This is a genomic window from Bacillus sp. FSL K6-1006, from assembly GCF_038593175.1.
Lineage (GTDB): Bacteria > Bacillota > Bacilli > Bacillales > Bacillaceae > Bacillus > Bacillus safensis.
On the sequence record NZ_CP151970.1, the window covers coordinates 1,054,709 to 1,081,583 of the forward strand.

Below are 26,875 nucleotides of genomic sequence, written 5' to 3' on the forward strand. Positions count from 1 at the left end.
TTAAAAGAGAGTATGATAAAAAAGGGTTTTTTTTATTTCGTAGAGAAATAAAATGAGACATCATAACTTAGCGAAATGAAGATTGTGAGGGGAAGACATGAAGTTTTTTACAGGTGAGATACATAGCAGCATGTTTATTGGGATAGTCATTGATGATGAATGGGTGATGGACGTCAAAAAGGCAGAAGCCAAATTATTTGAGCTTGAGACACTGCCAAACTCTTTATCTGAGTGTATCAAAATGGGGGACAAGTTTGTTGAACATGTAGGACAGCTTCTTGATTGGGCTGAGAAAAAAGAAGAAGACCGCGGTTCTTATGTATATCCGCTTTCGGACGTGAAACTCCATGCGCCGATTCCAAAGCCGTCTAAAAACATCATGTGTGTCGGAAAGAATTATCAAGACCATGTCATGGAGATGGGAAGTGCGGCGGATATTCCTAAAGACGTGATGATTTTTACAAAGGCACCTACTTCTGTCATTGGACACGGAGCGGACATTCTTCTTCATGAAGGTGTGACCAGTGAACTGGATTATGAAGGAGAGCTTGCCATTGTGATGGGCAAATCAGGGAAAAACATTGCTCCTGAAGAGGTCCAAGATTATATATTCGGTTACACCATTTTAAATGATGTGACGGCAAGAGATTTGCAGAAAAAACATAAACAATTTTTCATTGGCAAAAGCTTAGATACAACCTGCCCGATAGGACCTTATATCGTTCATAAGTCAATGATCGAGGATCATGGTGCGCTCCATGTGGAAACAAAGGTAAACGGAGAGGTTCGTCAGTCTGCCAGTACGGAATTAATGATCTTCACAATTGAAGACATTGTCTCCACTCTTTCAAAAGGGATGACATTAGAAGCGGGTGACATCATTGCAACAGGTACACCTTCTGGGGTAGGGAAGGGCTTTGAACCGCCTAAGTTTTTAGCTTCTGGAGATCGAATTGACATCACAATTGAACCGATTGGAACGCTGACAAATCACGTCAAATAAAGCGCGTGATGACACAGGATTGTCGCTTTGTGTTCGACTTATTTCGTGGTACGATGAGAAGGTACTTGTTCTGATAAAGGGGGAAATCACAAATGGGAACACATTTACATATCACAGCATGGGTGCTGGGGATTATTTTATTCTTCGTAGCCTTTGCTCTTGCAGGTAAAAACGACAAAGGCGCTAAAATTGTGCACATGATCGTTCGCTTATTCTACTTGATCATTATCGCAACAGGCGTAGAATTGTATGTTCGCACAGGAATGAAAATTCCAGGTTTCGGGGGCGAGTATATTGGAAAAATGATTCTCGGTATCCTCGTGATCGGTTTCATGGAAATGGTCCTAGTGCGCAAGAAAAAAGGAAAATCGGTGACTGGTGTGTTGATTGGGTTTATCGTATTTGCGATTGTGACCATTCTTCTCGGTTTACGTCTGCCGATCGGTTTCCATATCTTTTAATATAAAAAGGGCATTGCTTATACGAAGCAGTGTCCTTTTTATGTGGCATCAAATTGTGAAACGATCCGTTGTCCGTCTGAAGTGGTCCATTCAAAACGAATGTGGCTGGCTGCAGGCTCATAGTGACATTGAAGTGCAAGTGATTGCGTATCTGTCGAAAACTGAAAGAAAGAGACGCGCTGCATTGAATGAAAGGAAGAGAAAACACAATCATAGACGGAAAAACCAAGCTGCTCTATCTGGTCAAGGATGTGATCAAAAACGTTTTCCGGTACGAACATGAGAAGATCAAGCCATCCTTTGGCAAGGGACGCCGTATATTGAATGTTTTCTCCTCCCTGTACTTCTATTAGCTGCCCGTTTTCATGAAGAATCATAGAACCGAGCAATTCCCCTTTTGTCCATTGGTCATTTTCCTTCAAACAGATCATTGTGCTTTGAAGACTTTCTGGCAGCATGATCTCTCCTTCTTCATCTTCAATCAGACAATGCCCGTTTTCAATGAGCAAATACCCGTTACACCATCTTCGGCTGCAGCGTTCAAGCTGCTTCATTCGATTTTCCATTTGCAAAAGCTCCTTTCTTCTTTCTTTTCTTACCAAATCAAGCTTGTCCTATACGCCGGGAAAAAAGGACAAATCAACTATCAAGGAAACGATGCATAAACTAAGAAAGGCTGAATGAGAACACTTGAGGAAAAACGGATGGGAGCTGATGATGATGTGTGGAATTACAGGCTGGGCAGACTTTAAAAAGCAGCTCATCCAACAGGATCATGTAATCAATCAAATGACAGATACATTATCTAAAAGAGGGCCAGATGATACAAATACGTGGAAAAGTGAGCACGTTCTTTTCGGGCATAAAAGGTTAGCGGTGGTAGATGTAGAAGGCGGAAAGCAGCCGATGACATATACACATCAAAACCATGCTTATACGATTGTATACAATGGAGAGCTCTATAACACGGAGGATATAAGAAAAGAATTATTAAAAAGGGGGCACCGCTTTCTTGGGCATTCTGATACAGAAGTTCTTCTTCATGCCTATACAGAATGGAAGGAAGAGTGTGTCTCCCATTTTAATGGCATTTTTGCATTTGTGATCTGGGATAGTGAGCGTGAATTGTTATTTGCAGGGAGAGACCGGCTAGGCGTCAAGCCATTTTTCTATACAGAACGTCATCATTCCTTCTTATTTGGTTCAGAGATCAAAGCACTTCTTGCTCATCCTGATATCAAAGCAAAAGTCGATTATGAAGGGCTGTCGGAGATCTTTGGCTTAGGACCGTCAAGAACACCAGGTCAAGGAGTGTTTAAAGGGATAAAAGAGCTGAGACCTGCACATGCCTTGACCTTTTCAAAAGACGGACTGCGCGTGTGGAGATATTGGAATGTCAAAAGCAAGGAGCATACCGACTCACTTGATGACACCGCACAGCACATTAAGCATCTCTTTACAGATGCCGTGACAAGACAGCTCGTCTCTGATGTGCCTGTATGTACATTTTTATCTGGTGGCGTCGATTCTAGTGCCATTACTGCCATTGCCGCTAAGCACTTTGAGAAAATAGGGGAAGCACCGCTTCATACGTATTCCATTGACTACGAAGGAAACGATCAATTCTTTGAGGCAAATCAATTCCAGCCGAATGCTGACGGCCCATGGATTGATCAAATGACAAAAGCGTTTCAAACGAATCATCACAGCTGTATCATTGGACAAAAAGAGCTCGCTTCCTATTTGAAGGAAGCCGTTGAGGTTCGAGACTTACCGGGTATGGCAGATATTGATTCTTCCTTGCTTTGGTTTTGCCGAGAAATTAAAAAGGACTTCGTTGTTGGCTTGTCAGGTGAATGTGCTGATGAAATCTTTGGCGGCTACCCTTGGTTCCATATGGAAAATGAAACGAATGGTTTTCCGTGGATGAGATCGACTGAAGCGAGAACTCAGCTCCTGCAAGACTCGTGGCAAAAAAAGCTGTCACTTAAGGAATACGTGCAAAGCAAATATGAAGAAACGGTGGCAGAAACGCCTCTTTTAGATGGAGAAACTGGCGTTGATAAAGCCCGTAGAGAACTTTTTTACTTAAATATGATCTGGTTTATGACAACACTGCTTGATCGAAAAGATCGAATGAGTATGGGGGCTAGTCTTGAGGTACGTGTGCCATTTGCAGATCATCGTCTTGTCGAATATGTGTGGAATATTCCTTGGGAAATGAAAATGCATGGAAATCGTGAAAAAGGGGTTTTACGAAAAGCATTAGAGGGAATTTTACCGAATGAAGTGCTTTATCGAAAGAAGAGTCCTTATCCGAAAACACATCATCCAGCCTATACTCAGGCTGTGAAAGAGATGCTAACAGACTGCCTCGCGCAAAAAGACTCTGTACTTCACGAATTTTTAGACCCACATCAATTAAAGCAGCTGATTGAAACGGAAGGAGCTTCTTTTCATGTGCCATGGTATGGCCAGCTCATGAAGGGCCCGCAGTTGATTGCCCATCTTGCACAGATTCATCATTGGTTTGAAACGTATCGAATTGATATAGAAGCGTAATAAAGGGTCGGCTTTCTTGCACTTGTTGAAAGGAAGCCGGCTTTTTTGATACATAACATGAGACTTTTTGAGCACATCAAAAGTTGATCTAATCTTTCTAATTTGTATAATTAACTTAAAGTGAATTAATTTGGAGGAAAAAGGAAAATGAAAATCATTGTGATCGGAGCGGGACCAGGGGGCCTTGCAGCAGCTATGATGCTTCAAAGCAAAGGACATGATGTTCATGTATACGAAAAACAGCCCTTTGTTGGCGGGCGTAACGCTAAGTTTCAACTTGGTGATTTCACGTTTGATACAGGTCCTACCTTTCTCAGCATGATTCATATTGCAGAGGAGCTGTTCACCTTTGCTGGTAAAAATCTTTATGACTATATTGATGTGATTGAATTAAAAGAGATGTATAGATTAATATTTCAAAACAATCAGCTCGATATGATTCGGGATCGCGATGAAATGTACAAACGATTAGAAGCCTTTGCACCTGGTGAGGGCGAAGGGTATCTAAGATTTATGAAGGATACAAAGCGCAAAATGGATCGTTTGACACCAATTCTACAAAGTAAAATGGACCGCTTTCATCATTACCTTCGCCTGAAGGTGATCAAAGCACTTCCACAGCTTTCACTAAATAAAAGTTTGTATGATGTGCTGTCAGACTATTTTTCGAATGAATCAGTGAAATATGCTTTTACATTTCAATCAAAGTACTTAGGAATGTCCCCGTGGGAATGCCCTGGTGCGTTCTCGATCCTTTCGTTTATGGAACATGACACAGGTGTATTTCATCCGAAGGGCGGTGTCAATCAGCTGTCAGAAGCGATGGCAAGGGCCGCGCTTGAAGCTGGAGCAGAGATTCATCTGTCAGCTGGCGTCGAAAAGCTGCTCACGGAGGGAAGGAAAGTAAAAGGCATTCGTTTAGAATCTGGGGAAGAAATACAAGCAGATGAGGTTGTCGTCAATGGAGACTTTGCACATGTGATGACAAAGCTTGTCGAGCCAGGACTCTTAAAGAAATACAGCGAGAAGAAATTAAAAAAGAAAAAATTCTCTTGCTCTACCTTTATGCTTTATTTAGGACTGGATACCATATATGATGAGCCGCATCATACCATCGTTTTTTCCGATGATTATGCTAGATTTGTCAAAGGCATTACGAAGACATATGAGCTGCCAGATGACCCGTCTATTTATATTCAAAATGCAAGTGTAACCGATGACTCACTTGCTCCAAAAGGAAAATCAGCTCTTTATGTGCTGGCTCCAGTTGCCAATAACCAAAGCGGTATTGATTGGGAGGCGCAACAAGATGAATTTAGAGAGCTTGTGCTGGATACATTGGAGCGGAAAACAGGCTTTCAGAATGTGAGACAGCATATAGAAGTCGAGCGGATGATCACACCGAAGCAATGGGAGGAAGACCTTTACGTATATGAAGGAGCTACATTTAACCTCGGCCACCAGCTGACGCAGATGATGGTCCTAAGGCCGCACAATGAATTTGATGAATTAAAGCACTGCTGGCTCGTTGGAGGAGGAACACATCCAGGAAGCGGACTGCCAACCATTTTAGAATCAGCACGTATCACGACAAATGCCATTCTTAAAAAAGAGAAACATTCACACAAAACAATGCCGCATCAAGAAAAGGGGAGCGCCTCATGAAAAAACATATATTAATTGCAGGCGGCGGTATTGGCGGAATGATCTCAGCGCTTTATTTAAAAAAAGCGGGACATGATGTCACCCTTGTCGAAAAAAATGAACGGCTTGGCGGGAGACTTGCTTTTGTACGTGAGAAAGGATATAAAGTAGATGAAGGTCCGACCATTGTCCTACTTCCTGACATGTTAAAAGGCATTTTACATGAGGTAGGAATTGACGATTCATCTCTTGATCTGCTGCAGCTTGATCCGCTGTACACAATTCAATATCAAGATGGAACCTCCTATACGAAATACTCTGATGCACTTCGTCAGCTAGATGAAATCAGACGTGTATTTCCAAAGGAAGATCAAGGGTTCCTGAGGTTTATGGAAGAAATGACAGACCGGTTTCAAGAAGGGCAGCAAGCCTTTCTAGAAAAATCATTTCACGAAAAACGTACATTTTTTACAAAAGCGAATATGAAGATTTTAATGAAATTAAAGGCGTATCGAACGGTACAAAGTGCTCTGAAAAAATATTTCTCAGACGAACGCCTGCGAGATGCATACGCACTTCAAACCCTCTATGTTGGGGGAAACCCGTATGAAGCATCGGCTATTTATTCGCTTGTGTCCTATAGTGAGCACGCGCATGGAATCTACTATTTAAAAGGCGGCTATGCGAGTTTAGTAGATATATTGGAAGGGCAGCTCATCAAAATGGGTGTGCATGTAAGAAAAAATGAAGAAGTCACGCAATTGGTGTTTGAGGGGAAACGGGCAGTCAAAGCTAAAGTAAATGATGAATATGAAACCGCTGATGCATTTGTGATCAATGGAGATTATCCAGCTGCGTTAAAACAGCTTGGTTTAGACGAACAAGATCGCCGGAAATACGTGCCGTCCTCTGGCTGTGTGATGGTGTATCTCGGGTTAAACAAGATGTATCATGAAGCACCTGTTCATCAATTTTTTATGGGAGAACACTTTGATCAGCATATGAAAGAAGTTTTTCAAACGAAAACGATTCCTCAAGACCCGTCGTTTTATACATTTAATCCATCGATCATTGATCCATCTCTTGCCCCAGAAGGCTGCAGTGTTCTATACATGCTCGTTCCCGTTCCTTCAGGAGATCATATCAACTGGGAAGAGGAGACAGAGTTTGTCGAGAAGATGGTGGATGTCCTTGAGAAAAGAGGCTTTCCGAGATTGCGAGAGTCGATTGTCTGGAAAAAGGTCAGAACACCAAATGATTCCTTGCGAGAAGGATTGTTTGAAGGCGGCAGCTTTGGACTTGCGCCTAATTTGTTTCAATCAGGTGTCTTCCGCCCGCAAGTGAAGGTCAGTGAGACAGATAATCTTTATGCGGCAGGTGCTTCCATCCATCCGGGCGGCGGGGTGCCGATCGTGATGCAAAGTGCGAAGCTGATGGCTTCTGTACTACTAAAAGATTTGAATGATAGAAAGGAAGTGAAGCTAAGTGGTTGATGTACAAACAGCATTAAAAGTGTGTGAGGAAACCATTCAAACCCATTCAAAAACGTTTTACCGGGCCTTTTCCATGCTGCCTAAAAAGAAAAGACAGGCCGTCTGGGCCGTATATTCCTTTTGCCGTAGAGCAGATGACATTGTAGATGAATCTCCTTCGCCAAAAGAGGACCTTGCATCCTTTCGGGAGACGTTTGATCGATTTTTACAAGGTGAGGTAGACCGGAATGATCCAATATGGGTGGCGCTAGAGCATACATTTCAAGAGTTTCGGATGGATGAAGCCCCGTTCCGTGACCTGCTCCAAGGACAGGAGATGGATTTAGAGCAGCAGCGATACGAAACGTTGGATGAACTGCTCATCTATTCCTATCATGTTGCTAGTACAGTTGGGCTTATGCTCCTTCCCATTATTGCACCGCGTAAAAAAGAGCAGCTAAAAGAAGCAGCCATTTCGTTAGGGATTGCTATGCAGCTAACCAACATCCTTCGAGATATCGGCGAAGATCAGGCTGAAAGAGACCGCATTTATTTGCCAAAGCAAGTGATGGATCAATTCGGGTACACAGAGCAAGAATTGCAGGAAGGGATTGTGAATCAAGCCTTCCAGCACGTCTGGGAGTACATTGCCTTTGAGGCAGAGGCATACTACGAGGAGTTTTTTGACCATCTTCATGAATTCCCGCTCTATTCACGAATACCGGTGAAAGCAGCAGCCTACTTTTATAAAGCCATTTTAGATAAAACAAGAGAAAACGAATACCGCGTCTTTACAGAGCGAGCATTTATTTCAAAACAGGAAAAAGCACTTATTTTAGAAGATATTACGTAAAAAAGGACTGCACCCGCAGTCCTTTTTATGTGGAAGAAAAACGATACTCCGTCCATACTCTGGAACGCCAGCGCCTATACATGAAGATACCTCTTACCCATTCATCCACAATAAAAGAAATCCAAACCCCGATGAGCCCCATTTCAAACTGAATGCCTAACAAATAAGCGATCGGAAGCCCAATTCCCCACATTGAAATCATCGCCATATACACTGGAAACTTCGCGTCACCAGCAGCCCGCAATGAATTAATAATGACCATATTAAAAGAGCGTCCCGGCTCTAAAATGATCGTCAATAGGAGAAGTGTGGCGGCGATTTCAATGATTTCACGATTGCTAGTGAAAAAGGTAAGCAAATGCGTCGATGATAAAGATAAAGCAGTGGAAGAAAGAAGAGAGATCCCAATGGCCCAGTATAAGCTTTTCATACATCTGCGGTAGGCAGCATCAAATTCATTCGCTCCAATATGGCGCCCGATTAAAATCTGTGTCCCTTGGCTAATCGCTGCACCAAACAACATAATAAACATCATCAAATTTTGAGTGTAGACCTTTGCGGCTAAAGCCTGCGTCCCCATAAATGTAATAAACAGTGTAATAATCATTTGAGAGCCGTTATAAGAAAGCTGCTCTCCAGCAGAAGGAATGCCAATTTTCAGCAGCTTTTTTAAATGCGTCCGCTGGATGTGAAACATACTCTTCAGTGAAAAGCGCAATCCAATTCGGCGGCGGACAATGAGGATCATCGCCATCAATCCGATCAAACGAGCCAGCGAGGTTGAAAAGGCAACACCCATGACACCTAATACAGGAAAGCCAAACGGACCAAAAATGACCAAATAATTGCCGGCAACGTTGAGCAAATTCATTCCGATGGTGACATACATCGTGTCTCTTGTATATCCGTAGCTTTTTAAAATAGCACTATACGTCATAATGAGTGCTTGAATAAAAGAAAGCAGGCCGACAATTTGTAAAAAGACCGCCGCATCCGGCATGAGTTCACTTGATAAGCCCATCATGTGCAGGATTGGAACAGCTAACACAAACATGAGGAGACTAATGACAAAGCTGATCAAGAAGTTGGTTCCTAGTGAGACATAGGCGACTTGAGTCGCTTCCTGCTTGCGGTCAGCTCCTAAAAGCTGCGCAATCACAATGGTCGTTCCTGTTGTAATGAAGCTGAACATGACAATTAATAAATTCAGGAGCTGGTTGCTTACACCTACTGCGGCCACACTGTTATCGGAGTATTGGCTGAGCATAAGTGTATCAGCGCTCCCCATGAGCATATATAAAGAGATTTCGATAAAAATAGGCCAAGTTAATGCAAATAATGAAGGGTGTGTTTTCTCATCTATGGCTTGAACCTTTTCATATGACAGGGTTTGAGATTTCATCACATAGCCCCCTTTCGTATAAATCCGATTTATAGTGTACCGTGCATCGACTATAATAAGAAGAGATGAAACCGAAACTTATTGGAGAAATCCGACTTCATAAGGGGATGAATATGGATCGATTTATTACATTTACTGTACCGCCGTTTCCTATTTATATTGCTTCAGGTAAAGGTGTATTTCATCAAGGAGAAAGACATATCTCAAGAACCTTCACTGTATTTGACCTTCTCTATATCACAAAAGGTGAACTATGGATGACAGAGGGCGAGGAGGCTTTTCATGTAAAAGAAGGTGAATATATGATTCTCTCACCGGGCCTGTCTCATGGTGGACATCTGCCGTGTGAAGAGGAAACCCACTATGAGTGGCTGCATTTCTCAATTGACCGATTTGAGCTGACGAACCGGCCGAGAGAACACTGGATTGATATGAAACAAAATCAAGCGACCTTCGAAAAGCCGGCAACCTATGAATTTAGTCTGCCCCGTTTAGGAAAAGTGAAAGGACGAAGTGTGTTAAAAAAACACCTTTCAGCGATGAGAGCACTAAATCATGATGCATCTGAACTTCCGCTGAAAAAACAGCTATTATTTGAGGAAATGCTCATTCACCTGCAAAAGGAAGCATTCCATATTCCAAGTGCAAAGGAGACTGTCGCATCAGAAGTGGTTCACTATCTTGAGCATCACTTTATGGAGAAATTACACATGGAGCAGCTTGCAGAGAAACTGCACTATCATCCTGATTACATGACAAGATGTATGCAGACGGTGTATGGATTGACGCCAAACCAGTACAGCCATCGTCTCAAAATCGAAGAAGCCAAAAGCATGCTGGCCTCAACGAATGAAAAAATCGCTGCCATTGCAGATCATGTAGGTATTGACGACCCTACTTATTTTTCTAAGCTGTTTCGGCAAAATGAAGGCATGACGCCGATTGAATACCGTCATTTAGCAAAAAGAACGACAAAGTAAAGGAACGTGAACAGATGAAAAAAGAAAAGGAAGAGCTTGTGAACATACGTCCATTAACCGAAACGGACTTAGAGACGGTGTGGCATTTAAAATTTAAAGCATCAGACCAGTCCTATCGAAAATGGAATGCCCCTTATTTTTATGAACACGAAATCCCGCTTGCTGCATTTAAGAAACGGTACTTACAGGAAGAATCCATTCCCCAAAAGATATATGGCATTGAAATAGATGGTGATATCAAAGGCACCGTATCATATTATTGGGAGAATGAACGTACGAGGTGGCTTGAATGCGGCATTATCATTTATGATTCACGCTTTTGGAACGGGGGTATTGGGACAAAGGCATTAAATCTTTGGATTGATGTGTTATTTACGCATATTGATATCCCTCGAATTGGTTTAACAACTTGGTCAGGGAATGAACGGATGATGCGGTGCGCAGAGAATTGCGGATTTATCCTTGAGGGGAGACTGAGAAAGGTCCGTTATTATCAAGGGGTTTATTATGATTCAATGCGCTACGGAATGTTGAGAGAAGAATGGAGAAGCCTTCCGCGGAACAATGATAAAATATTTTAGGACAAAAGTATTGTATGTTTGAATAAACTGAAAAAAATCGGTTTTTCAAGCGAATAATAGAAAATGTGTTTTTTTACATAAGGGGGAATTTAAATATGAGATTAACGGGTCTATTCGTTTCACTTGCTGTTGCCATCTATTTATGGTTTGATGCGCCAAAACATAACAAAGACAAATGGCTGTGGGCTGTTTTAGGCGTGCTATTTAGCACCATCGTACTTGGTATTTATTTGATCAAGACAGAGAGGAAGGGGCTGGGCTGGACGATCTTGATTTTAACCATCTTGTTTTATCTCATGCTGCTCATCTCTGTTTTGATCGGTGTTATTCTTTTTTATCAGGCGCCTTCATGAAGAAGGGCCTTTTTCTTTTACCTTTTGAGCCGGTACACCAGCAATGACGATCTGCTCTTCATGAAAGGAACGATTCACCACGGCATTTGCTCCGATTGAAATATGATTTGCAATGTAAATGTCTCCAAACAGCTTAGCACCGGGGCCAACCCATACGTGATCTCCAATGGTTGGTACATCCTTTTCGGAATGGTTTTGGCCAATATTCACCCCTTGATGAATATCACAAAATGCCCCAATTTTTGCGTGCTTATTCACAATTAAGAGACCACTATGATTGATTCTAAGGCCGGGGCCAAAGACGCCAATCGGAATATCAAAGCCAAGCTGCATGCCTTTCTTTTTATGTAAACAGCGATAAAACCATTTGCGCAGTAGAGCGCCGCTATTAGAATAGTACTCATATTTTCGCAAATACCTTTGATATTTCCATATATCGTCCCCAAACCACTTTGGTCTTCTGCGCGTGATCGCTAATGCTTTCTTATCCTGCGTTAAGTAATGGTGAAGATCGTGCTTTGTAAAAATCATCAAATTCCCCTCCATCCCTTTATGTTTCAGAGAAATTATACCATCCAAACCATTTATATCAAGAAAAAATGATGTTACTTCTTCAATTTTCTACCTTCATTTCATCCAAATTTCTTCATAAAATAAGCGCTTTGAGTTGAGTAGAACAAAAGAACCAGGAAGAATGATTTGTAATTTTTTTCAATATCAAACCGTCTCATGCGTTCCATCTCCTTATAGCAGTAAGGTTTGTAAAAATTACTCGAAAATACTCATTAAAAAGAGAATATTGCATTCATGTGCTTTTTGAATCATCTTTTTGAATACAATTGACTTTCCTATCTCACATCCTCTAGGCTAATAAATGAAAATGATAATCTTTATCAATTGGAGGAGTGTTTTATTATGTCCATCAAAACCGTTTCTAAAAATCAGCAATTTTTAGAGCAGCAAAGTCAAAGAGAATCTAATGCAAGGTCTTACCCGAGACGGTTCCCGTTAGCCATGCAAAAAGCCGAGGGTATGATCGTGACAGATGCAGATGGCAGAGAGTTTTATGACTGTCTGGCAGGCGCAGGAACACTTGCACTTGGTCACAATCATCCGGTTGTTATAGAAGCTATTGAACGTATGCTTCATGAAAAAAGACCATTGCATACGTTGGACATAACCTCAGAAATTAAAGAAGAGTTTGTGAATGAAATTTTTTCTCACCTGCCAGAAGAGTTTGCAAAGAGAGCAAAAATTCAATTTTGTGGACCAACTGGCGGTGATGCCATAGAAGCTGCGATTAAATTAGTCAAGACAGCGACAGGAAATCGTTCCATTCTTTCTTTCCACGGTGCTTATCACGGTGCGACACATGGCACGATGTCATTAAGCGGAAATTTGTCTCCAAAGGAAAGAGTGCAAGGGTTAATTCCAGATGTGCATTTCATGCCTTATCCATATGAATATCGCTGCCCATTTGGCATTGGCGGGAAAGATTCACACCGCATTTCCAGCTCTTATATTGAGCGTGTATTAAATGATCCTGAAAGTGGTATTCTACCGCCAGCAGGTATGATCTTTGAAGCAGTGCAAGGTGAGGGAGGTTCAATTCCAGCATCTATTGAATGGATAAAAGAAATGAGAAGAATCACAAAAGAAAAAGGCATTCCGCTCATTATCGATGAGGTTCAATCAGGCATTGGCCGAACAGGCAAGATGTTTGCCTTTGAACATGCGGGAATTGTGCCAGACGTTATTGTATTATCTAAAGCCATTGGTGGAAGCCTGCCGCTTTCAGTTGTGATTTATGATCAAGATTTGGATCAATGGAATCCAGGTGCACACATTGGCACATTTAGAGGGAATCAGATGGCGATGGCTGCAGGAACCGCTACGCTTAAATTTATAAAAGAAACCAATCTGCTTGATCATGTAGACCAGCTAGGGGATCGCATGCAGGCTTATTTAAAAGACATACAAAAAAATGTACCTGCTATCGGTGATGTTCGAGGAAGAGGATTAATGATTGGTGCTGAAATAGTCAATCCAAATGAAAAGCAGGATGTGGATGGAAGTTATCCAGCAAATCCTGAGCTAGCCAGTCTCATTCAAAAGAATTGCTTCGACAAAGGCTTAATTGTAGAGACAGGAGGCCGTTTCGGTAGCGTCATTCGATTCTTACCGCCATTGATCATGACAGAAGAACAGCTTGAACAAGTCATCGCTATTTTCAAAGAGGCCGTTTACGATGCAATCAACTAAAGCTTCTGTGGATTCATTATTTATCAATCAAAGCCAGCTTGGAAGAGAGTCCTTCCGAGCGGCTCTTCATACATCTATCGACAGCTTACTGGATCAGTGGCAAAAAGACCAAGGTCCATACAGCGGAATATTGCCTGGGAAATTAGCGGCTAGTGTCGAATCCTTATTTCAGCTTCAACCGTCTGGCGAATCAATGGAATCTGTCTTTCAAGATATACAGCAGCACCTTTTGCCGCATCTCGTTGATGTATCGCATCCTAAATGCTTGGCACATTTGCATTGTCCGCCGCTTATTCCTGCACTTGCCGCAGAGGTGATAGTGAGCTCCTTTAACCAATCAATGGATTCTTTCGATCAAAGCGGTATTGCATCTTTGGTTGAGGAGGAAATTTTAAAGTGGCTATGTGCGAAGTTTTCTTATGGAAATCTAGCAGATGGGACATTTACGAGCGGTGGCACCCAATCTAACTACATGGGACTGCTTCTTGCAAGAGATGCATTTTGTGAAAACACATGGCAATGGAATGTTCAGCAGAAAGGCTTGCCGAGTGAGGCTCACCGCATGAGAATTCTTTGTTCTAAGAATGCTCATTTCACTGTGAAGAAATCTGCATCCCAGCTAGGCTTAGGGGAGCAGGCAGTTGTTCTGGTAGAGACAGATGAGCATCACCGCATGGACCTCAACGATTTGAAGAAGAAACTTATTGAATTAAAGGAACAAGATCTCCTGCCTTTTGCGGTAGTGGCGACTTGCGGGACAACTGATTTTGGCAGTATTGACCCAGTTCGAGATGTGTATGACATCGTCAAGCCATACGGTCTATGGATTCACGCAGATGCTGCCTACGGCGGAGCGCTTGTATTAAGCGAAACCTACGGGAATAAATTAGACGGTATTGAACTTGCTGATTCCATCACGATTGACTTTCATAAACAATTTTATCAGCCGATCTCCTGCGGAGCATTTTTGCTAAAGGATAAAAGACATTTTGGTTTGATTCATTATCATGCAGATTATCTCAACCCAAAGGAAGATGAACTGGATGGAATACTACATCTTGTCCATAAATCTGTGCAAACGACGCGCCGGTTTGACGCTCTGAAATTGCTTCTTTCTCTTCGTCTGATTGGGGAGGAAGGATTTGGTGACATCATTGACCATACCATTGATTTTGCAAAGGATGTGGCCGCGCTTATTGAGAGCAATGATCACCTTGACTTGATCAATCCTGAGCCAGAAATCAATGCAGTTGTGTTTCGATTTAAGGGGGCGGATGACATCAATAAAATCATCCATCGAACGTTATTCAAATCAGGAACTGCTGTCATTGCGAAAACAGTGGTGGATGGTCAAACATGCTTAAAATTCACTTTGTTAAATCCGAGAACGACAATCACACATATTGAGGAAATCCTTTCTGACATCGTTGATATCGGGATCGCTCATATTCAATCCGGGAGGGTACTACGTTGAGTCAATATAAACAAATGGCTGAAAATGCAACTATGCAAAGCTTTTTAAACTGTTTTTTACGTGAAACAGGAATCGATCGATCTGCAAAAAAAGAGACGAAAGCAGATGGTTTGCTTGTATTCGTGGCAAAACTAGCAAAGCAAGACCTTGAGCTTGTGATTCCGATCCGATATTTTTCATCTGTAGGCCGCCATCTCTTTGATTTTCCGATTCGCTTTCGTCCAAGTGGCAGCGAAAAAGAGGGAACGATCGTCGATTACACGACACTTGTTGCTTTATGTTCAAAGGAGCTCCTCATTGCATATGGCCGCACTGATGCAGAGGATGAATTCATGCTGCGCATCATTTTAAGCTGCCGAAATATTGAACGATTCTTACGGGAGAGAGAAAGTGATCAAGCTGCTTTATCTCAAGCTGATTTTGAGTACATCGAGGCTGAGCAGTCACTTCTCCTTGGACATTTAACACATCCTACACCAAAAAGCAGACAAGGGATGACAGAAGAGGAGGAAGCCGTCTATTCTCCTGAGCTGAAAGGAGCTTTCCAGCTTCATTACTTTAAAGCGCACCATTCGATTGTGCTTCAGGATTCGTCTATTTCACAATCTGCGGCAAGCCTCATGTTAGAAGAGCTTTCGCGTCAGGTGCCAGAAGAAACAGAGAGACTGAATAGGTTAACAGAAAACGGAGAATTTGTGCTCATTCCGATTCATCCGCTGCAAGTCAAAGTGGTCATGGAGAAGGCATTCGTGAAGCGTTATATAGAGGAGGGGAAACTGACTTATTTAGGACCGCTCGGGTCTGAATACACAGCGACCTCATCCTTTAGAACGGTCTATCAAAAGGATTCTGCTTACATGCTCAAATTCTCTGTTCCTGTGAAAATTACGAACTCTTTACGTATCAATAAACAAAAGGAACTGGATCGAGGAGTAGAGATGTCCCGCATCTTAAAAACAGAATTAGGCGTTTCTTTATATGAAAAATTCTCTGGATTCCGTGTCATTGAAGATCCTGCATATCTCTCTATTCGAGGAGATGAAGCGGAATCTGGCTTTGAAGTGGTCATTCGTCAAAATCCATTCTTGCATCGTGAAAAAGGCGCAAGCTTAATTGCTGGGCTATGTCAGGATCATGCGTACGGAGGAAAATCGAGATTAGCAGGAATTATTCATAAACTTGCAGATTCAGAAGGCCGGTCAACAGAAGCGGTCAGCCAAGATTGGTTTAAACAATATTTGACCATTTCGTTAAAACCGATGCTCTGGCTGTTTGAAACGTATGGTCTTGCACTCGAGGCCCATCAGCAAAATGCTGTTGTGCAAATGAAGGATGGTTATCCAGAGACTTTCTATTATCGTGACAACCAAGGCTACTATTATAGTGAATCAAAAAAAGATAAGCTCGCAAATCTAGTTCAAAACTTGAGCGTAAGAAGTGAAACCATTTGTGCGGATGATGTAGCCGTTGAGAGACTCCGTTATTATTTCTTCTTTAATCATTTATTTGGTCTCATTAATGGCTTTGGCACAGAAGGTCTAGCAAAGGAAGAAGATTTGCTGGCACTCGTGAGAGATACATTGCTCGCTCATGAGGAGACGTACGGAGCATCTGATCTGACTAACAGCCTTCTCCGCTCAAAAGAACTTCCTTCAAAAGCGAATTTGCTGACACGATTTGAAGATATGGATGAGCTGACAGGATCTCTGGAAACACAGTCTCGTTACACGGCTGTCTTGAATCCGCTCTTTTTACATAAGGAGGCGCTGATTGGATGAGGCATCGCATCAGGTTTATTCGTGCTGAATATGAAAGAGATGTCCAGCTTGTCCATAAGTGGATGCAAGAAGAGTACGTTCACCCATTTTGGCATTTGAATATTCCATTTCCTGCTTTTGAAAAGCATTTTTATCAGGCCATACATGATCCGCATCAAACCCTTTATTTAGGCACGATTGATGGGACGCCAATGAGTTATTTTGAGGCTTACAACGTGAAAGGGGATATCATTGAATCCTACTATGAGCCTTCTCCGCATGATCAAGGCATCCACCTGTTAATAGGGGAGCCGGATTATGTGGGAAAAGGATTTGCTGCGCCGCTCCTTCAGGAAATGACAGCATTTCAATTTGAGCAGAACAAACGAACAGAAAAAATCGTTGCTGAGCCGGATATTCGCAATGAAAAAATGATTCATGTATTTGAAAAATGCGGCTTCGAACGTGTGAAACCAGTCACTTTACCCGATAAAACAGGTCTTTTGATGTTTTGTGATCGAGAACGATTCGAAAGGAAGTATAACCATGACGCGGTTCAACAAGCAAAATAATATAGTGGATGTAATTGGGATCGGCATTGGCCCGTTTAACCTCGGGCTTGCCGCATTATCTGAAGAGGTAAATGAAATCGACGCTTTGTTTTTTGAAAGAAGTGAAGCCTTTCACTGGCACCCAGGGATGCTCATTGAAGGGACAACACTGCAAGTCCCATTTTTAGCGGACCTTGTCAGCATGGCAGATGTGAAAAGCAAATATAGCTTCCTCAACTATTTGCAGGAACAAAACCGTTTGTATTCATTTTACTTTCTAGAAGACTTCCATATCCCGCGCAAGGAATACAGTCATTATTGCCGCTGGGTCGCTGACCAGTTAGACTCTTGCCGATTCGGCATGAATGTCGAATCTGTCTCACTGATCGAAAAGGCAGGGGAAAAGCGGTATGAAGTGCATGTCCGTCATGTAAAGGACCAAACTGTAGAGGTGTTTGAAAGCAAACATCTCGTCTTAGGAATTGGCACGCAGCCGGCGATACCCGCATCGCTCCAGCCAGCTTTAGGAGAGAAGGTTTTTCACTCAGCTGACTATTTAAAACGAAAGAAAGAAGGCTGTTTCAAAGGGAAATCTGTGACAGTTATCGGCTCTGGTCAAAGTGCGGCAGAAGTGTTTTATGACATTTTATCAGATGATGAGGCGAAGGATATTCACTGGTTCACACGGTCAAAAGGATTTTTCCCAATGGAATATTCAAACCTTGGACTTGAGTATTTCTCCCCTGACTATATTGATTTCTTTTATGAGCTTCCGCAAGCCAAAAAGGATGCGTTATTAAAACAGCAAGACTTGCTGTATAAAGGTATCAGTTCGGCGATGATTCGTGATATTTATCATTTGCTTTATGAACGTTCCGCCTGTGGAAAGCAGCTGAACACAGTGCTTCAAGCCATGACAGAGGTTAACCTGATTGAGGAAACTACAGGCAGATTATCACTTTCATGCACGCAATGGGTCAAGGAAGAATACTTTACACATGAAACGGATATTGTCGTATTGGCGACTGGCTACCAATCCGTTCTGCCGCCGTTTATCAACCCTATTTCTCATCACATTCAATGGGATGATCAAGGACGTTTCCAAGTTGAACGTGAATATCGTTTGAAAACAAATACGATGGGTGAAAATGATATTTTTGTACAAAATGCAGAGCTTCATACACATGGGGTCGGCGCTCCAGATTTGGGGCTGGGGGCTTATCGAAACAGTGTGATCATCAATGAACTTGCTCGTCAAACCGTGTATCCACTTTATCAAAAGCATGTCTTCCAGACATTTGGAACACACAAGAACGCACACACATTTGAAGAAATCAAAGGATAAGGAGGATGAAGCGATGAGTGTACAAGATGAATTGAAAAAAGCGGTGAATTCTGCTGCTTGGAAAAAGGCAAACCAGCGAATGGTGGCAAAAATGCTGTCTGAATATATGTATGAGGACATGCTTCATCCTGTTGAGCTGGATTGTAAGGATGGCATCGCGCAGTATGAATTAATCATTCACGAACATAAGAAATATCGTTATCTGGCAAAACCTCGGTTGTTTGATAGTTTTGATACAATCGCTGAATCAATTGAGTGCTGTCAAGATGGAAAATGGTCAAAGGATGTCAGTGCCATTGTGTTTTTACTAGACATTCAGCCGATCATTCCAATGTCTTCTGATACAACAGGCCATCTTATCAAAGAGCTTCACCATACTTTGTTAGCCGATGTCCATTTGCTGTCGAAAAAAGCACTTCGTGCGGATGAACTGACAGATACGGATTATGCATGGATTGAAGGAGAAATGACAGGCCATCCTTGGATTGTGTATAACAAAGGACGTATAGGATTCAGCTACGATGATTACTTAGCTTATGCACCAGAACGGCAGGAATGTGTGCAGCTGTCTTGGATTGCTGTACATAGAGAGCTTGCGACATTCCATGCAGTCGATCATGAAAACTATGAGCAGGTGATCGCCAAAGAATTAGATGAAGTCACGATTCGTCAATTTCAGCGTGTGTTAAAGGATGAAGGACTGAATGCAGCTGACTATTATATGATGCCTGTCCATCAGTGGCAGTGGACGCATATGATTATTCAGCATTTCCCGGAAGATTTGGCCTTGCGCCGGATTGTGTATTTGGGAGAGGGACTGGATCAATATATCCCGCAGCAGTCGATCAGAACCTTTACAAATATCTCAAACAAAGGCAAGCATCATATTAAACTGCCAATGAGTATTTTAAATACACTCGTGTACCGTGGACTCCCATCAGAACGTACGGTCATTGCCCCGCGCATTACAGCGCATATTAAAGGGATTGCCGATCAAGACTCATTTTTATCTGATGTCTGCCGCGTCATTTTACCAGGTGAGAATGCAAGTATCAATGTCGATCATCCATACTACAGCAAACTGCCTGGTGCGCCGTATCAATATCTTGAGATGCTCGGTGTCATTTTTAGAGAAAGCATTTATACGTACTTAGAAGAAGGGGAGAGCCCTGTTACACTTGCGGCACTCACTTATGAGGATCATGAAGGTGAGCCGTATATCAAGCAGCTGATTGAAAAATCAGGTCTCTCAGCAAAAGAATGGATGGCGAAGTTTTTCCATGTCGTGATGCCGCCGCTGCTGCACTTTATGTATCAATACGGCACAGTCTTTTCACCGCATGGGCAAAATACAATTCTTGTGTTAAAAAATCATCAGCCGCATCGTTTGGCGATCAAAGATTTCGTTGATGATGTGAATATAAGTGACCAGCCGCTGCCTGAATTAGCTTCATTAGAAGAAGATTTAAAAGAAGTGCTGCGCAGTGAGCCGCCAGAAGGTCTGGTGCAATTTATCTTTACAGGATTATTTATTTGCAATCTGCGTTATGTATCCAACGTATTAGACAATCACAATCTGTTAGATGAAACGACTCTTTGGCGTTTGCTTGCTGAAGAAATTCAGCAGTATCAAAAGCAATTCCCGCAGCTAAAAGACCGTTTTGAATTATTTGATCTATTCCAGCCGAAGCTGACAAAGCTTTGCTTAAATCGTAATCGAATGATTGATTATGGCTATGGAGATGGAGATGACCGCCCGCATGCATCAGAGCATGGGAAGGTCACAAATGCACTCGCTCATGTTCTTTCGTCAGTTGGGGAGAAGTAATAGAAAAGCTGTAGACATCAAGTGTCTACAGCTTGTTTGTTTTTTAAGAAAATGCTTGAGAGGCAAGGAAATAGAAAAGGGCGGGATCATTCAGTTTTTCTTTCCCGCGAATCATCATAAAATGCGCTACGTTTGTTTTTGTAAATCCTGCTTCAACAAGTGTTTCATGCAGGCGTTCAGCAGTTTCTTCCTGCATATCTAAACGAATTGCGCCTGAATAAGACGAGATGAGTGATTGGATGAGCGAGAGAGCGGTTTGTTCATCGTTTGCTGTAAGCGGTCCAATCATTAGATTAGCAGGGGTTTCGATGCCAAAGGCAAATCCAGTTGTTTCATGGTGCTCATTCTTTGCAATCAGCCGGAACGATGCTCGTTCCATTCGCTTTCTTATAAAGCTTGATCGATTGGTGCCTGCACCTTTTTCGTCAAGTGCTTCAATAGACGGAAGGTCCGCTTCATCAGCAGGAGAAAGGTGAATCCCGCCTGGCACACGAAAAGCCGCTGGATTCGTGGTCTGTGCTTTGTATGTATGAATGTAGCCGGCCGTTTGAAATCCAATTTTTTCGTAAACGGGCTGTCCTTGTACAGTAGCAGTTAAAACGACAGGAACGCTTTGATCGCTTCTGCGAAGCAGGGTGTCAATCATTTTCCGTGCAAGGCCTAAGCCGCGATGTGTCTCAGATACAATAACGGCACCAATTGATGCTGCTTTATCATATTGGAAAAGTCCTGCACATGAGATCACTTGTCCATCTGTTGTTGAAAAACCTGTAAAATATCCGTTTGTTAAAAGAGATGTAAGCTCATCCGCATTGTAATCAGGCCAGTCGACCTCTTTTGACAATGCGATAAGATCGGGTATGTCATCAAGTGTTAAAGTTCGTTGTACAACGTTTTCCAATACACGCAACTCCTTCTTAGCTGATTTCATCTATATGTATCGTACCATATGAAGGCATAAGAAAAAGGAAAAGGAAGATCCTTTTCCTCTCAGCGTGTATCAAAAAAGAACCCCCAATGACGGAGGGTCCAGTCTTAATGAACATTAAAATATCGAGCATCAGGGTGGGAAACGACGATCGCTGAAACAGATGCTTCAGGTTCCATCATGAATCCTTCTGTGAGATGGATGCCGATTTTTTCAGGCTGAAGCAGCTTGAACAGCTTTTCTTGATCCTCAAGATTTGGACACGCTGGATAACCAAAGGAATAGCGCTGCCCTTGATATTTCGCTTGGAATCGTTTTTCCATTGTAAAATCGACTGGGTCAGGGAATCCCCATTTGTCACGAATCACTTGGTGGGCTCTTTCAGCTAATCCTTCTGCAAGCTCAAGTGCCAGAGCTTGGACAGCATGCATTTTTAAATAATCTCCTTCCTGCTTAAATTGCTGCGCGACCTCGCGTATACGCGCGCCGGCTGTGACGGCGAATAAGGCAATATAATCTTTCTCGTTTTCATCACTTTTCCGTACATAATCAGAAATGGAGCGGTACGGGAGCTTCTCCTGCCTTGGAAATTGGAACGTTTCAATGATGCGGTCAGGCTCTTCGGGATCATAAATATGCAAATCATTTCCGTCTGAACTGGCAGGGAAGAATTGATACACAAATGCTGGCGCAAACCAGTTTTTCTCTCTGCCTTCGTTTAGAAGATCTGTGACAAGCTGTTTTAATTCCAATGCTTTTGGGTGCTTTTCAGCTAATAAGGTTTTGATCTTTCCCTTTAAGCCGAGATGATGACCAATAAGCATTTGTTCATTCACATAAGGCATAATATGATGCAAATCGATGTCCCTCACATAATGGCGTGCGGTATTTTCTGGCGTAAATACCGGTGCCTTCGGGAGTGCTGCGCGTTTTTCTAGTAATTCTATGACAGCTTTCGGCTGCTTTCCTTCCTTTTCCTTGAAAGGTGCCGCTGGCTCTTCTTGCGGTTTTGTTTGAAATTGAAGAGGATTCGCTTTTAACTCATTGGCTAATGATAGTCCGTCCATCGCATCTTTTGCATAAAGAACAGGTCCATCATAATGAGGCGAAATTTTCATTTTCGTAAATTTACGAGAAAGGGCAGCACCGCCGACCAAAATAGGAACAGAAATATTGGCTTTTTGTAAATCTTGAGCGGTTAGTACCATTTGCTGTGCGGATTTTACAAGTAAGCCTGATAATCCAATCATATCTGGTTTTTCCTTTTGCACAGCTTCAATCAATGTTTGAGGTGTCACCTTGATGCCGAGGTCGACCACCTGAAAGCCGTTATTGCTCAAAATGATGTCGACGAGGTTTTTCCCGATATCATGGACATCTCCTTTTACGGTCGCAAGTAGAATCTTTCCTTTCCCGCTCGCATGCTGCTTTTCCATATATTGCTCAAGAAACGAAACAGATGCTTTCATGACCTCAGCCGATTGAAGCACTTCGGCTACAATCAATTCGTTTTGATTAAAAAGGCGACCAACTTCAGCCATTCCCTGCATTAACGGGCCATTGATGATATGAAGCGGCGATTCATATTGCTCCAAAGCAAGGGATAGGTCATCGATGAGACCTTCTTTCGTTCCCTCGACGACATAGAGCGCCAGCCTTTCATCAAGTGATAAGGAGATCTTTGGTTTTTTCTCCGTTTTCTTTTTGCCGCGGTAAAATTGGGTGAATTCAGCCAGTGTTTGATCATTTGTTTCATAAAGCAAGGTTTCAGCTAGTTTGATTTCTTCCTTTGGAATGGAAGCGAAGCGTTCAAGCTTTTCTGTATTGACAATGGCATAGTCAAGCCCTGCTTGCACGCAGTGATACAAATAGACGGCATTTAAGATTTCTCTGCCAACAGGCGGAAGTCCGAAAGATACGTTGCTGATGCCTAAAATGGTGAGGCACTCAGGCAGGGTTTCCTTAATCATTTTAATGCCTTTGATCGTTTCTTCAGCGGCGCCAATATATTGCTCGTCTCCAGTGCCTACGGGAAAGACAAGCGGATCAAAAATGATGTCACTTGCGGGAATACCATATTTCTTTGTTAGTAAATCGTGAGAACGTACAGCAATTTCAAGCTTTCGTTCTGCTGTCACCGCCATTCCTATTTCATCAATCGTGCCAACAACGAGTGCACCGCCATATAGCTTCACAAGAGGAAGAATCTCTTCAAAGCGTTCCTCGCCATCCTCAAGGTTGATGGAATTGATGATGGCTTTCCCTTGAGAGTAGGTGAGTGCCTTTTCAATCACGTGTTTATCCGTTGAATCAATGACAAAAGGGGCTTTCACCTTTTTCATGGCTTCTTGTAAAAAGCCTTCCATGTCTGCTGCCTCATCACGGTCTGGATCGGCGAGACACACATCAACGACGTGAGCGCCATTTTTCACTTGAGCACGAGCAATTTCTGCTGCTTCTTCAAACTTTTGTTCCGCAATGAGCCGTTTGAATTTGCGAGAACCAATGACATTGGTCCGTTCGCCTACAAAAAGAGGACGCATCGAATCCTCATAAATAAGAGGCTCAATTCCTGATACGGTATGCTGCGGTGATTCGCGGTTGATATGACGCGGCTGAAGCGTGCGTACTTCATCTGACAATGCTTGAATATGCGCAGGTGTAGTTCCGCAGCAGCCGCCGACAATATTTAACCAGCCTTCCTTAGCAAAGGCGGCGATTTTTTTAGCAAGAGAGGCAGGGGATTCATGATATTGGCCTTCTTCATCTGGGAGACCAGCATTCGGATAGCAGCTCACCGCTGACTTTGCAATGGAGGAGAGCGTGCGGATGTGGTCTGTCATAAATTCTGGACCAGTCGCACAGTTAAGGCCCACACTGATTGGTTTCATATGCTCAAGAGAGATATAAAAGGCTTCAATATCCTGACCAGCAAGGGTGGTGCCCATCGGTTCAATCGTTCCTGATACCATGAGTGGTAATTGGATGCCCGTCTGCTGGAAGGCTTCCTGAATCCCTTTGAATCCAGCTTTTACATTCAGCATATCTTGGCTTGTTTCTAAAAGAAGGGCATCACACTTTCCGTCAATCAGAGCGCGGGCCTGCTCTTCATAATTTCTGACGAGCTCACTGAAGGTTGTGCCGCCTGTTACAGATAATGTTTTCGTTGTCGGGCCCATTGCGCCTACAACAAAACGAGGCTTTTCCGGTGTAGAGAAACGGTCAGCTTCTGCCTTTGCCAGCTGCGCAGCTCGAACATTGAGTTCATAGGCAAGGTGCCCAAGCCCATATTCGTCAAGGACGAGCTTTGTCGCGCCGAACGTATTTGTTTCAATGAGGTCAGCACTTGCTTCAAGGTACTCCCTATGGATCTTAGAGATGATGTGAGGGGCTGTCACATTCAAATACTCGTTACAGCCCTCATACTCTTCTCCGCCAAAGTCCTCTGCTGTCAGGTTGGCGTTTTGAATCATTGTGCCCATTGCCCCATCAAGGACGAGGATGCGTTTTTTGAGCTGTTCAGTGATAGTTGACATGGACGTTAGACTCCTTTTCTTTCTGATGGATGTAGGTGGTCAGTTCTGCTGTTAAATCTGATCGAAGGAAAGGAGTAATTAAATAAATGCCATTAAACAATTCGCAGGCTGTATCTAATAAAGAGCGGGCAATCGCTAAGCCTTCTGCTCGCTGCTTTTCTTTATCCTCGCCAGCCTTAGCCATAATGTCACGAATAGAATCAGATAATTTGATGCCTGGAATTTCGTGATGAATAAACTCTGCATTTCGGCTGCTTGTTAACGGCATAATGCCGATATAAATCGGTTTATCCAAGTGGCGGCTTTCCTCATGAATTTTCACAAGCTGTTCCTCAGAATAAACAGGCTGTGAAATAAAATAATCAGCACCGTATTCGATTTTTTTCTCAAGACGTTTCACCGCTTTATCAATATGGCGCACATTTGGGTTAAACGCGCCAGCCACTGAAAAATTGGTCTTTTTGCCAAGGGGCTTTCCTGAGAAAGAAAGGCCTTCGTTAAACTGTTTGATGAGACGAATCAAATCAAAGGAGGTTAAATCATACACAGATGTTGCACCTGGGAAGTCTCCAATTTTAGATGGATCGCCTGTGATCGCTAAAATATCGGTTAATCCAAGGGTATCGAGCCCCATTAAATGAGATTGAAGCCCAATCAAATTACGGTCGCGGCATGTGATATGAACAAGAGAACGCATATCGAGCTGCTGCTTTAATAATGCGCCGCAAGCGACATTGCTAATGCGCGGAGTCGCAAGAGAATTATCGGCTAACGTCAATGCATCAATGCCAGCATTCTTTAATTCATTTGCAGCAACGAGAAATTTTTCGAAGTTCAGCTTCTTCGGCGGATCAAGCTCTACGATAATCGATCGTTTTTTCACAGCCAGCTCATCAAGACCTGGCTCAGTGCGCTGATCTTGGATGGAAATGATTTCTTCTTTTAACACCTTCACTTCTTTTTCAGTGATCGGTGCTAAATCTTTGACCGCTTCAGCCATTGCGCTAATATGCTGAGGTGTTGTTCCGCAGCAGCCTCCGATAATACGTGCGCCCTGATTTCTAAATTCAAGTGCACTTTTTCGGAAATAATCGTTATCGGTATCATAGACGAGTCTGCCTGCTTCAAGTGAGGGGAGACTGCTGTTAGGATAGACAGATAAATGCGAATTTTCCAAAAGTGGAACGCCTTCAAGTGCCTGAATCATGTGATAAGGGCCCAGCCGGCAGTTGATGCCGACAACATCTGCACCAAGAGATGATAACTCAGATAAACCATCCTTCAGCGGGGTACCATCCTGCAAAACGCCTTGTTCATGCATTGAGACGTTCATGACAATCGGAAGAGTCGTTTCTTTGCGGGCAATTTGGAGAACAGCCTTCGCTTCTTCTATATCATAATATGTTTCAAGCAATAATCCGTCAGGCTCTTCATTTAATAGGATGTACAGCTGCTCTCTAAAGCTTCGTTTGATTTCTTCTATAGAGTAAGCATTTTTGTTAAACGTCCGAATGCCGCCAATTGTTCCGAGTACATAAGCAGAGCCTGCGGCTGCTTTTGCAATTTGTACCGCTTTTGTATTGATGCGTTTCGTTTCTTCCTCTAGGCCGTAGCGGGATAGTTTAATATAATTCGCACCGTATGTGTTCGTTTGGATGATGTCAGCGCCTGCCTGCACATATGCTTCGTGCACGCGTTTCACTTCATCCTCTTTCGATAAATTTAATTCTTCAAAGCAGCGGTCAATGCCGTAAGAGTATAAAAGTGTTCCCATCGCTCCGTCAGCAATCAGTACGCGGTTTTGTAAGTCTTGTAATAGGCCCATTGTATTCCTCCTTATTTCTATGTAACAAAAAAAGCCTTCTGATAAGAAGAAGACTTTT

The 26,875-nt window shown here is 42.7% G+C and carries 21 protein-coding genes; 15 read left to right on the top strand and 6 right to left on the bottom strand.

Going from position 1 to position 26,875, the window contains the following annotated elements:
* Positions 1–97: 97 nt before the first annotated feature.
* Together NSS65_RS05290 and NSS65_RS05295 are read left to right on the top strand one after the other, a co-directional pair.
* A complete protein-coding gene (locus NSS65_RS05290; RefSeq protein WP_326135026.1) occupies positions 98–1,003 on the top strand; it encodes a fumarylacetoacetate hydrolase family protein in 906 nt (301 codons plus the stop codon).
* Positions 1,004–1,095: 92 nt separating this feature from the next.
* Positions 1,096–1,464: a YisL family protein gene (locus NSS65_RS05295; RefSeq protein ID WP_034282135.1), complete on the top strand. Its 369-nt coding sequence runs from the start codon at positions 1,096–1,098 to the stop codon at positions 1,462–1,464.
* A 38-nt stretch (positions 1,465–1,502) separates the two neighbouring features.
* On the opposite strand, the gene NSS65_RS05300 is transcribed toward NSS65_RS05295, so the two are convergent.
* Positions 1,503–2,030, bottom strand: a complete 528-nt coding sequence (locus tag NSS65_RS05300; RefSeq protein WP_214755273.1) for a DUF2777 family protein — start codon at positions 2,028–2,030, stop codon at positions 1,503–1,505.
* Between the two features lie 154 nt (positions 2,031–2,184).
* Between NSS65_RS05300 and asnB the strand changes: the two genes are divergently transcribed.
* The 4 genes from asnB to NSS65_RS05320 all read left to right on the top strand — a co-directional run bounded on the left by asnB (position 2,185) and on the right by NSS65_RS05320 (position 7,995).
* The gene (asnB, locus tag NSS65_RS05305; RefSeq protein ID WP_111927185.1) at positions 2,185–4,026 is read left to right on the top strand and encodes an asparagine synthase (glutamine-hydrolyzing); all 1,842 of its coding nucleotides are present in this window, start codon (positions 2,185–2,187) and stop codon (positions 4,024–4,026) included.
* A 147-nt stretch (positions 4,027–4,173) separates the two neighbouring features.
* Positions 4,174–5,691: a phytoene desaturase family protein gene (crtI, locus tag NSS65_RS05310; RefSeq protein ID WP_251232206.1), complete on the top strand. Its 1,518-nt coding sequence runs from the start codon at positions 4,174–4,176 to the stop codon at positions 5,689–5,691.
* Positions 5,688–7,163: a phytoene desaturase family protein gene (gene crtI, locus NSS65_RS05315; protein WP_034282128.1), complete on the top strand. Its 1,476-nt coding sequence runs from the start codon at positions 5,688–5,690 to the stop codon at positions 7,161–7,163. Before crtI (NSS65_RS05310) ends, crtI (NSS65_RS05315) begins: the two co-directional genes overlap by 4 nt.
* On the top strand, positions 7,156–7,995 hold the full coding sequence (locus tag NSS65_RS05320) for a phytoene/squalene synthase family protein (protein ID WP_034282127.1): 840 nt from the start codon (positions 7,156–7,158) through the stop codon (positions 7,993–7,995). The genes crtI (NSS65_RS05315) and NSS65_RS05320 overlap by 8 nt, the downstream gene beginning before the upstream one ends.
* Positions 7,996–8,020: 25 nt before the next feature.
* Here the strand turns inward: NSS65_RS05320 and NSS65_RS05325 are convergent, their stop codons facing one another.
* Complete coding sequence (locus tag NSS65_RS05325) at positions 8,021–9,397, bottom strand: MATE family efflux transporter (RefSeq protein WP_144496561.1); 1,377 nt, start codon at positions 9,395–9,397, stop codon at positions 8,021–8,023.
* Between the two features lie 113 nt (positions 9,398–9,510).
* Here NSS65_RS05325 and NSS65_RS05330 point away from each other — a divergent pair, with 113 nt between their 5' ends.
* From NSS65_RS05330 to NSS65_RS05340, 3 genes are all read left to right on the top strand, one after another.
* Positions 9,511–10,377 carry an AraC family transcriptional regulator gene (locus tag NSS65_RS05330; RefSeq protein WP_144496562.1) on the top strand — a complete coding sequence of 289 codons (867 nt, stop codon included), beginning with the start codon at positions 9,511–9,513 and terminating at the stop codon, positions 10,375–10,377.
* A gap of 14 nt (positions 10,378–10,391) precedes the next feature.
* Positions 10,392–10,958 carry a GNAT family protein gene (locus NSS65_RS05335; RefSeq protein WP_061109651.1) on the top strand — a complete coding sequence of 189 codons (567 nt, stop codon included), beginning with the start codon at positions 10,392–10,394 and terminating at the stop codon, positions 10,956–10,958.
* Positions 10,959–11,053: 95 nt separating this feature from the next.
* Entirely contained in the window at positions 11,054–11,311 is a 258-nt protein-coding gene (locus NSS65_RS05340) for a hypothetical protein (RefSeq protein ID WP_034282121.1), read from the top strand.
* Here the strand turns inward: NSS65_RS05340 and NSS65_RS05345 are convergent.
* Positions 11,306–11,842 carry a serine acetyltransferase gene (locus NSS65_RS05345; protein WP_111927193.1) on the bottom strand — a complete coding sequence of 179 codons (537 nt, stop codon included), beginning with the start codon at positions 11,840–11,842 and terminating at the stop codon, positions 11,306–11,308. The genes NSS65_RS05340 and NSS65_RS05345 overlap by 6 nt on opposite strands.
* A 384-nt stretch (positions 11,843–12,226) precedes the next feature.
* Between NSS65_RS05345 and NSS65_RS05350 the strand changes: the two genes are divergently transcribed.
* From NSS65_RS05350 to NSS65_RS05375, 6 genes are read left to right on the top strand one after another with little or no spacing between them, the layout of a single operon-like run.
* Complete coding sequence (locus NSS65_RS05350; protein ID WP_034282119.1) at positions 12,227–13,573, top strand: aspartate aminotransferase family protein; 1,347 nt, start codon at positions 12,227–12,229, stop codon at positions 13,571–13,573.
* Positions 13,560–15,047 carry an aspartate aminotransferase family protein gene (locus NSS65_RS05355; RefSeq protein ID WP_144496563.1) on the top strand — a complete coding sequence of 496 codons (1,488 nt, stop codon included), beginning with the start codon at positions 13,560–13,562 and terminating at the stop codon, positions 15,045–15,047. The genes NSS65_RS05350 and NSS65_RS05355 overlap by 14 nt, the downstream gene beginning before the upstream one ends.
* Positions 15,044–16,825 carry an IucA/IucC family protein gene (locus NSS65_RS05360; protein ID WP_144496564.1) on the top strand — a complete coding sequence of 594 codons (1,782 nt, stop codon included), beginning with the start codon at positions 15,044–15,046 and terminating at the stop codon, positions 16,823–16,825. The genes NSS65_RS05355 and NSS65_RS05360 overlap by 4 nt, the downstream gene beginning before the upstream one ends.
* Positions 16,822–17,376, top strand: coding sequence for a GNAT family N-acetyltransferase (locus NSS65_RS05365; protein ID WP_034282116.1), 555 nt, complete (start codon positions 16,822–16,824; stop codon positions 17,374–17,376). The genes NSS65_RS05360 and NSS65_RS05365 overlap by 4 nt, the downstream gene beginning before the upstream one ends.
* Positions 17,351–18,700 carry a lysine N(6)-hydroxylase/L-ornithine N(5)-oxygenase family protein gene (locus NSS65_RS05370; RefSeq protein WP_144496565.1) on the top strand — a complete coding sequence of 450 codons (1,350 nt, stop codon included), beginning with the start codon at positions 17,351–17,353 and terminating at the stop codon, positions 18,698–18,700. Before NSS65_RS05365 ends, NSS65_RS05370 begins: the two co-directional genes overlap by 26 nt.
* A gap of 13 nt (positions 18,701–18,713) precedes the next feature.
* Positions 18,714–20,528 (top strand): IucA/IucC family siderophore biosynthesis protein, encoded by a 1,815-nt coding sequence (locus NSS65_RS05375; protein WP_144496566.1) that lies wholly within the window; start codon positions 18,714–18,716, stop codon positions 20,526–20,528.
* Positions 20,529–20,571: 43 nt separating this feature from the next.
* Here NSS65_RS05375 and NSS65_RS05380 read toward each other — a convergent pair whose 3' ends face one another.
* The 3 genes from NSS65_RS05380 to NSS65_RS05390 all read right to left on the bottom strand — a co-directional run bounded on the left by NSS65_RS05380 (position 20,572) and on the right by NSS65_RS05390 (position 26,817).
* On the bottom strand, positions 20,572–21,429 hold the full coding sequence (locus NSS65_RS05380; protein WP_144496567.1) for a GNAT family N-acetyltransferase: 858 nt from the start codon (positions 21,427–21,429) through the stop codon (positions 20,572–20,574).
* A gap of 134 nt (positions 21,430–21,563) precedes the next feature.
* A complete protein-coding gene (gene metH / locus NSS65_RS05385; RefSeq protein ID WP_144496568.1) occupies positions 21,564–24,992 on the bottom strand; it encodes a methionine synthase in 3,429 nt (1,142 codons plus the stop codon).
* On the bottom strand, positions 24,976–26,817 hold the full coding sequence (locus NSS65_RS05390) for a bifunctional homocysteine S-methyltransferase/methylenetetrahydrofolate reductase (RefSeq protein WP_061109658.1): 1,842 nt from the start codon (positions 26,815–26,817) through the stop codon (positions 24,976–24,978). Before NSS65_RS05390 ends, metH begins: the two co-directional genes overlap by 17 nt.
* Between the last annotated feature and the right edge of the window lie 58 nt (positions 26,818–26,875).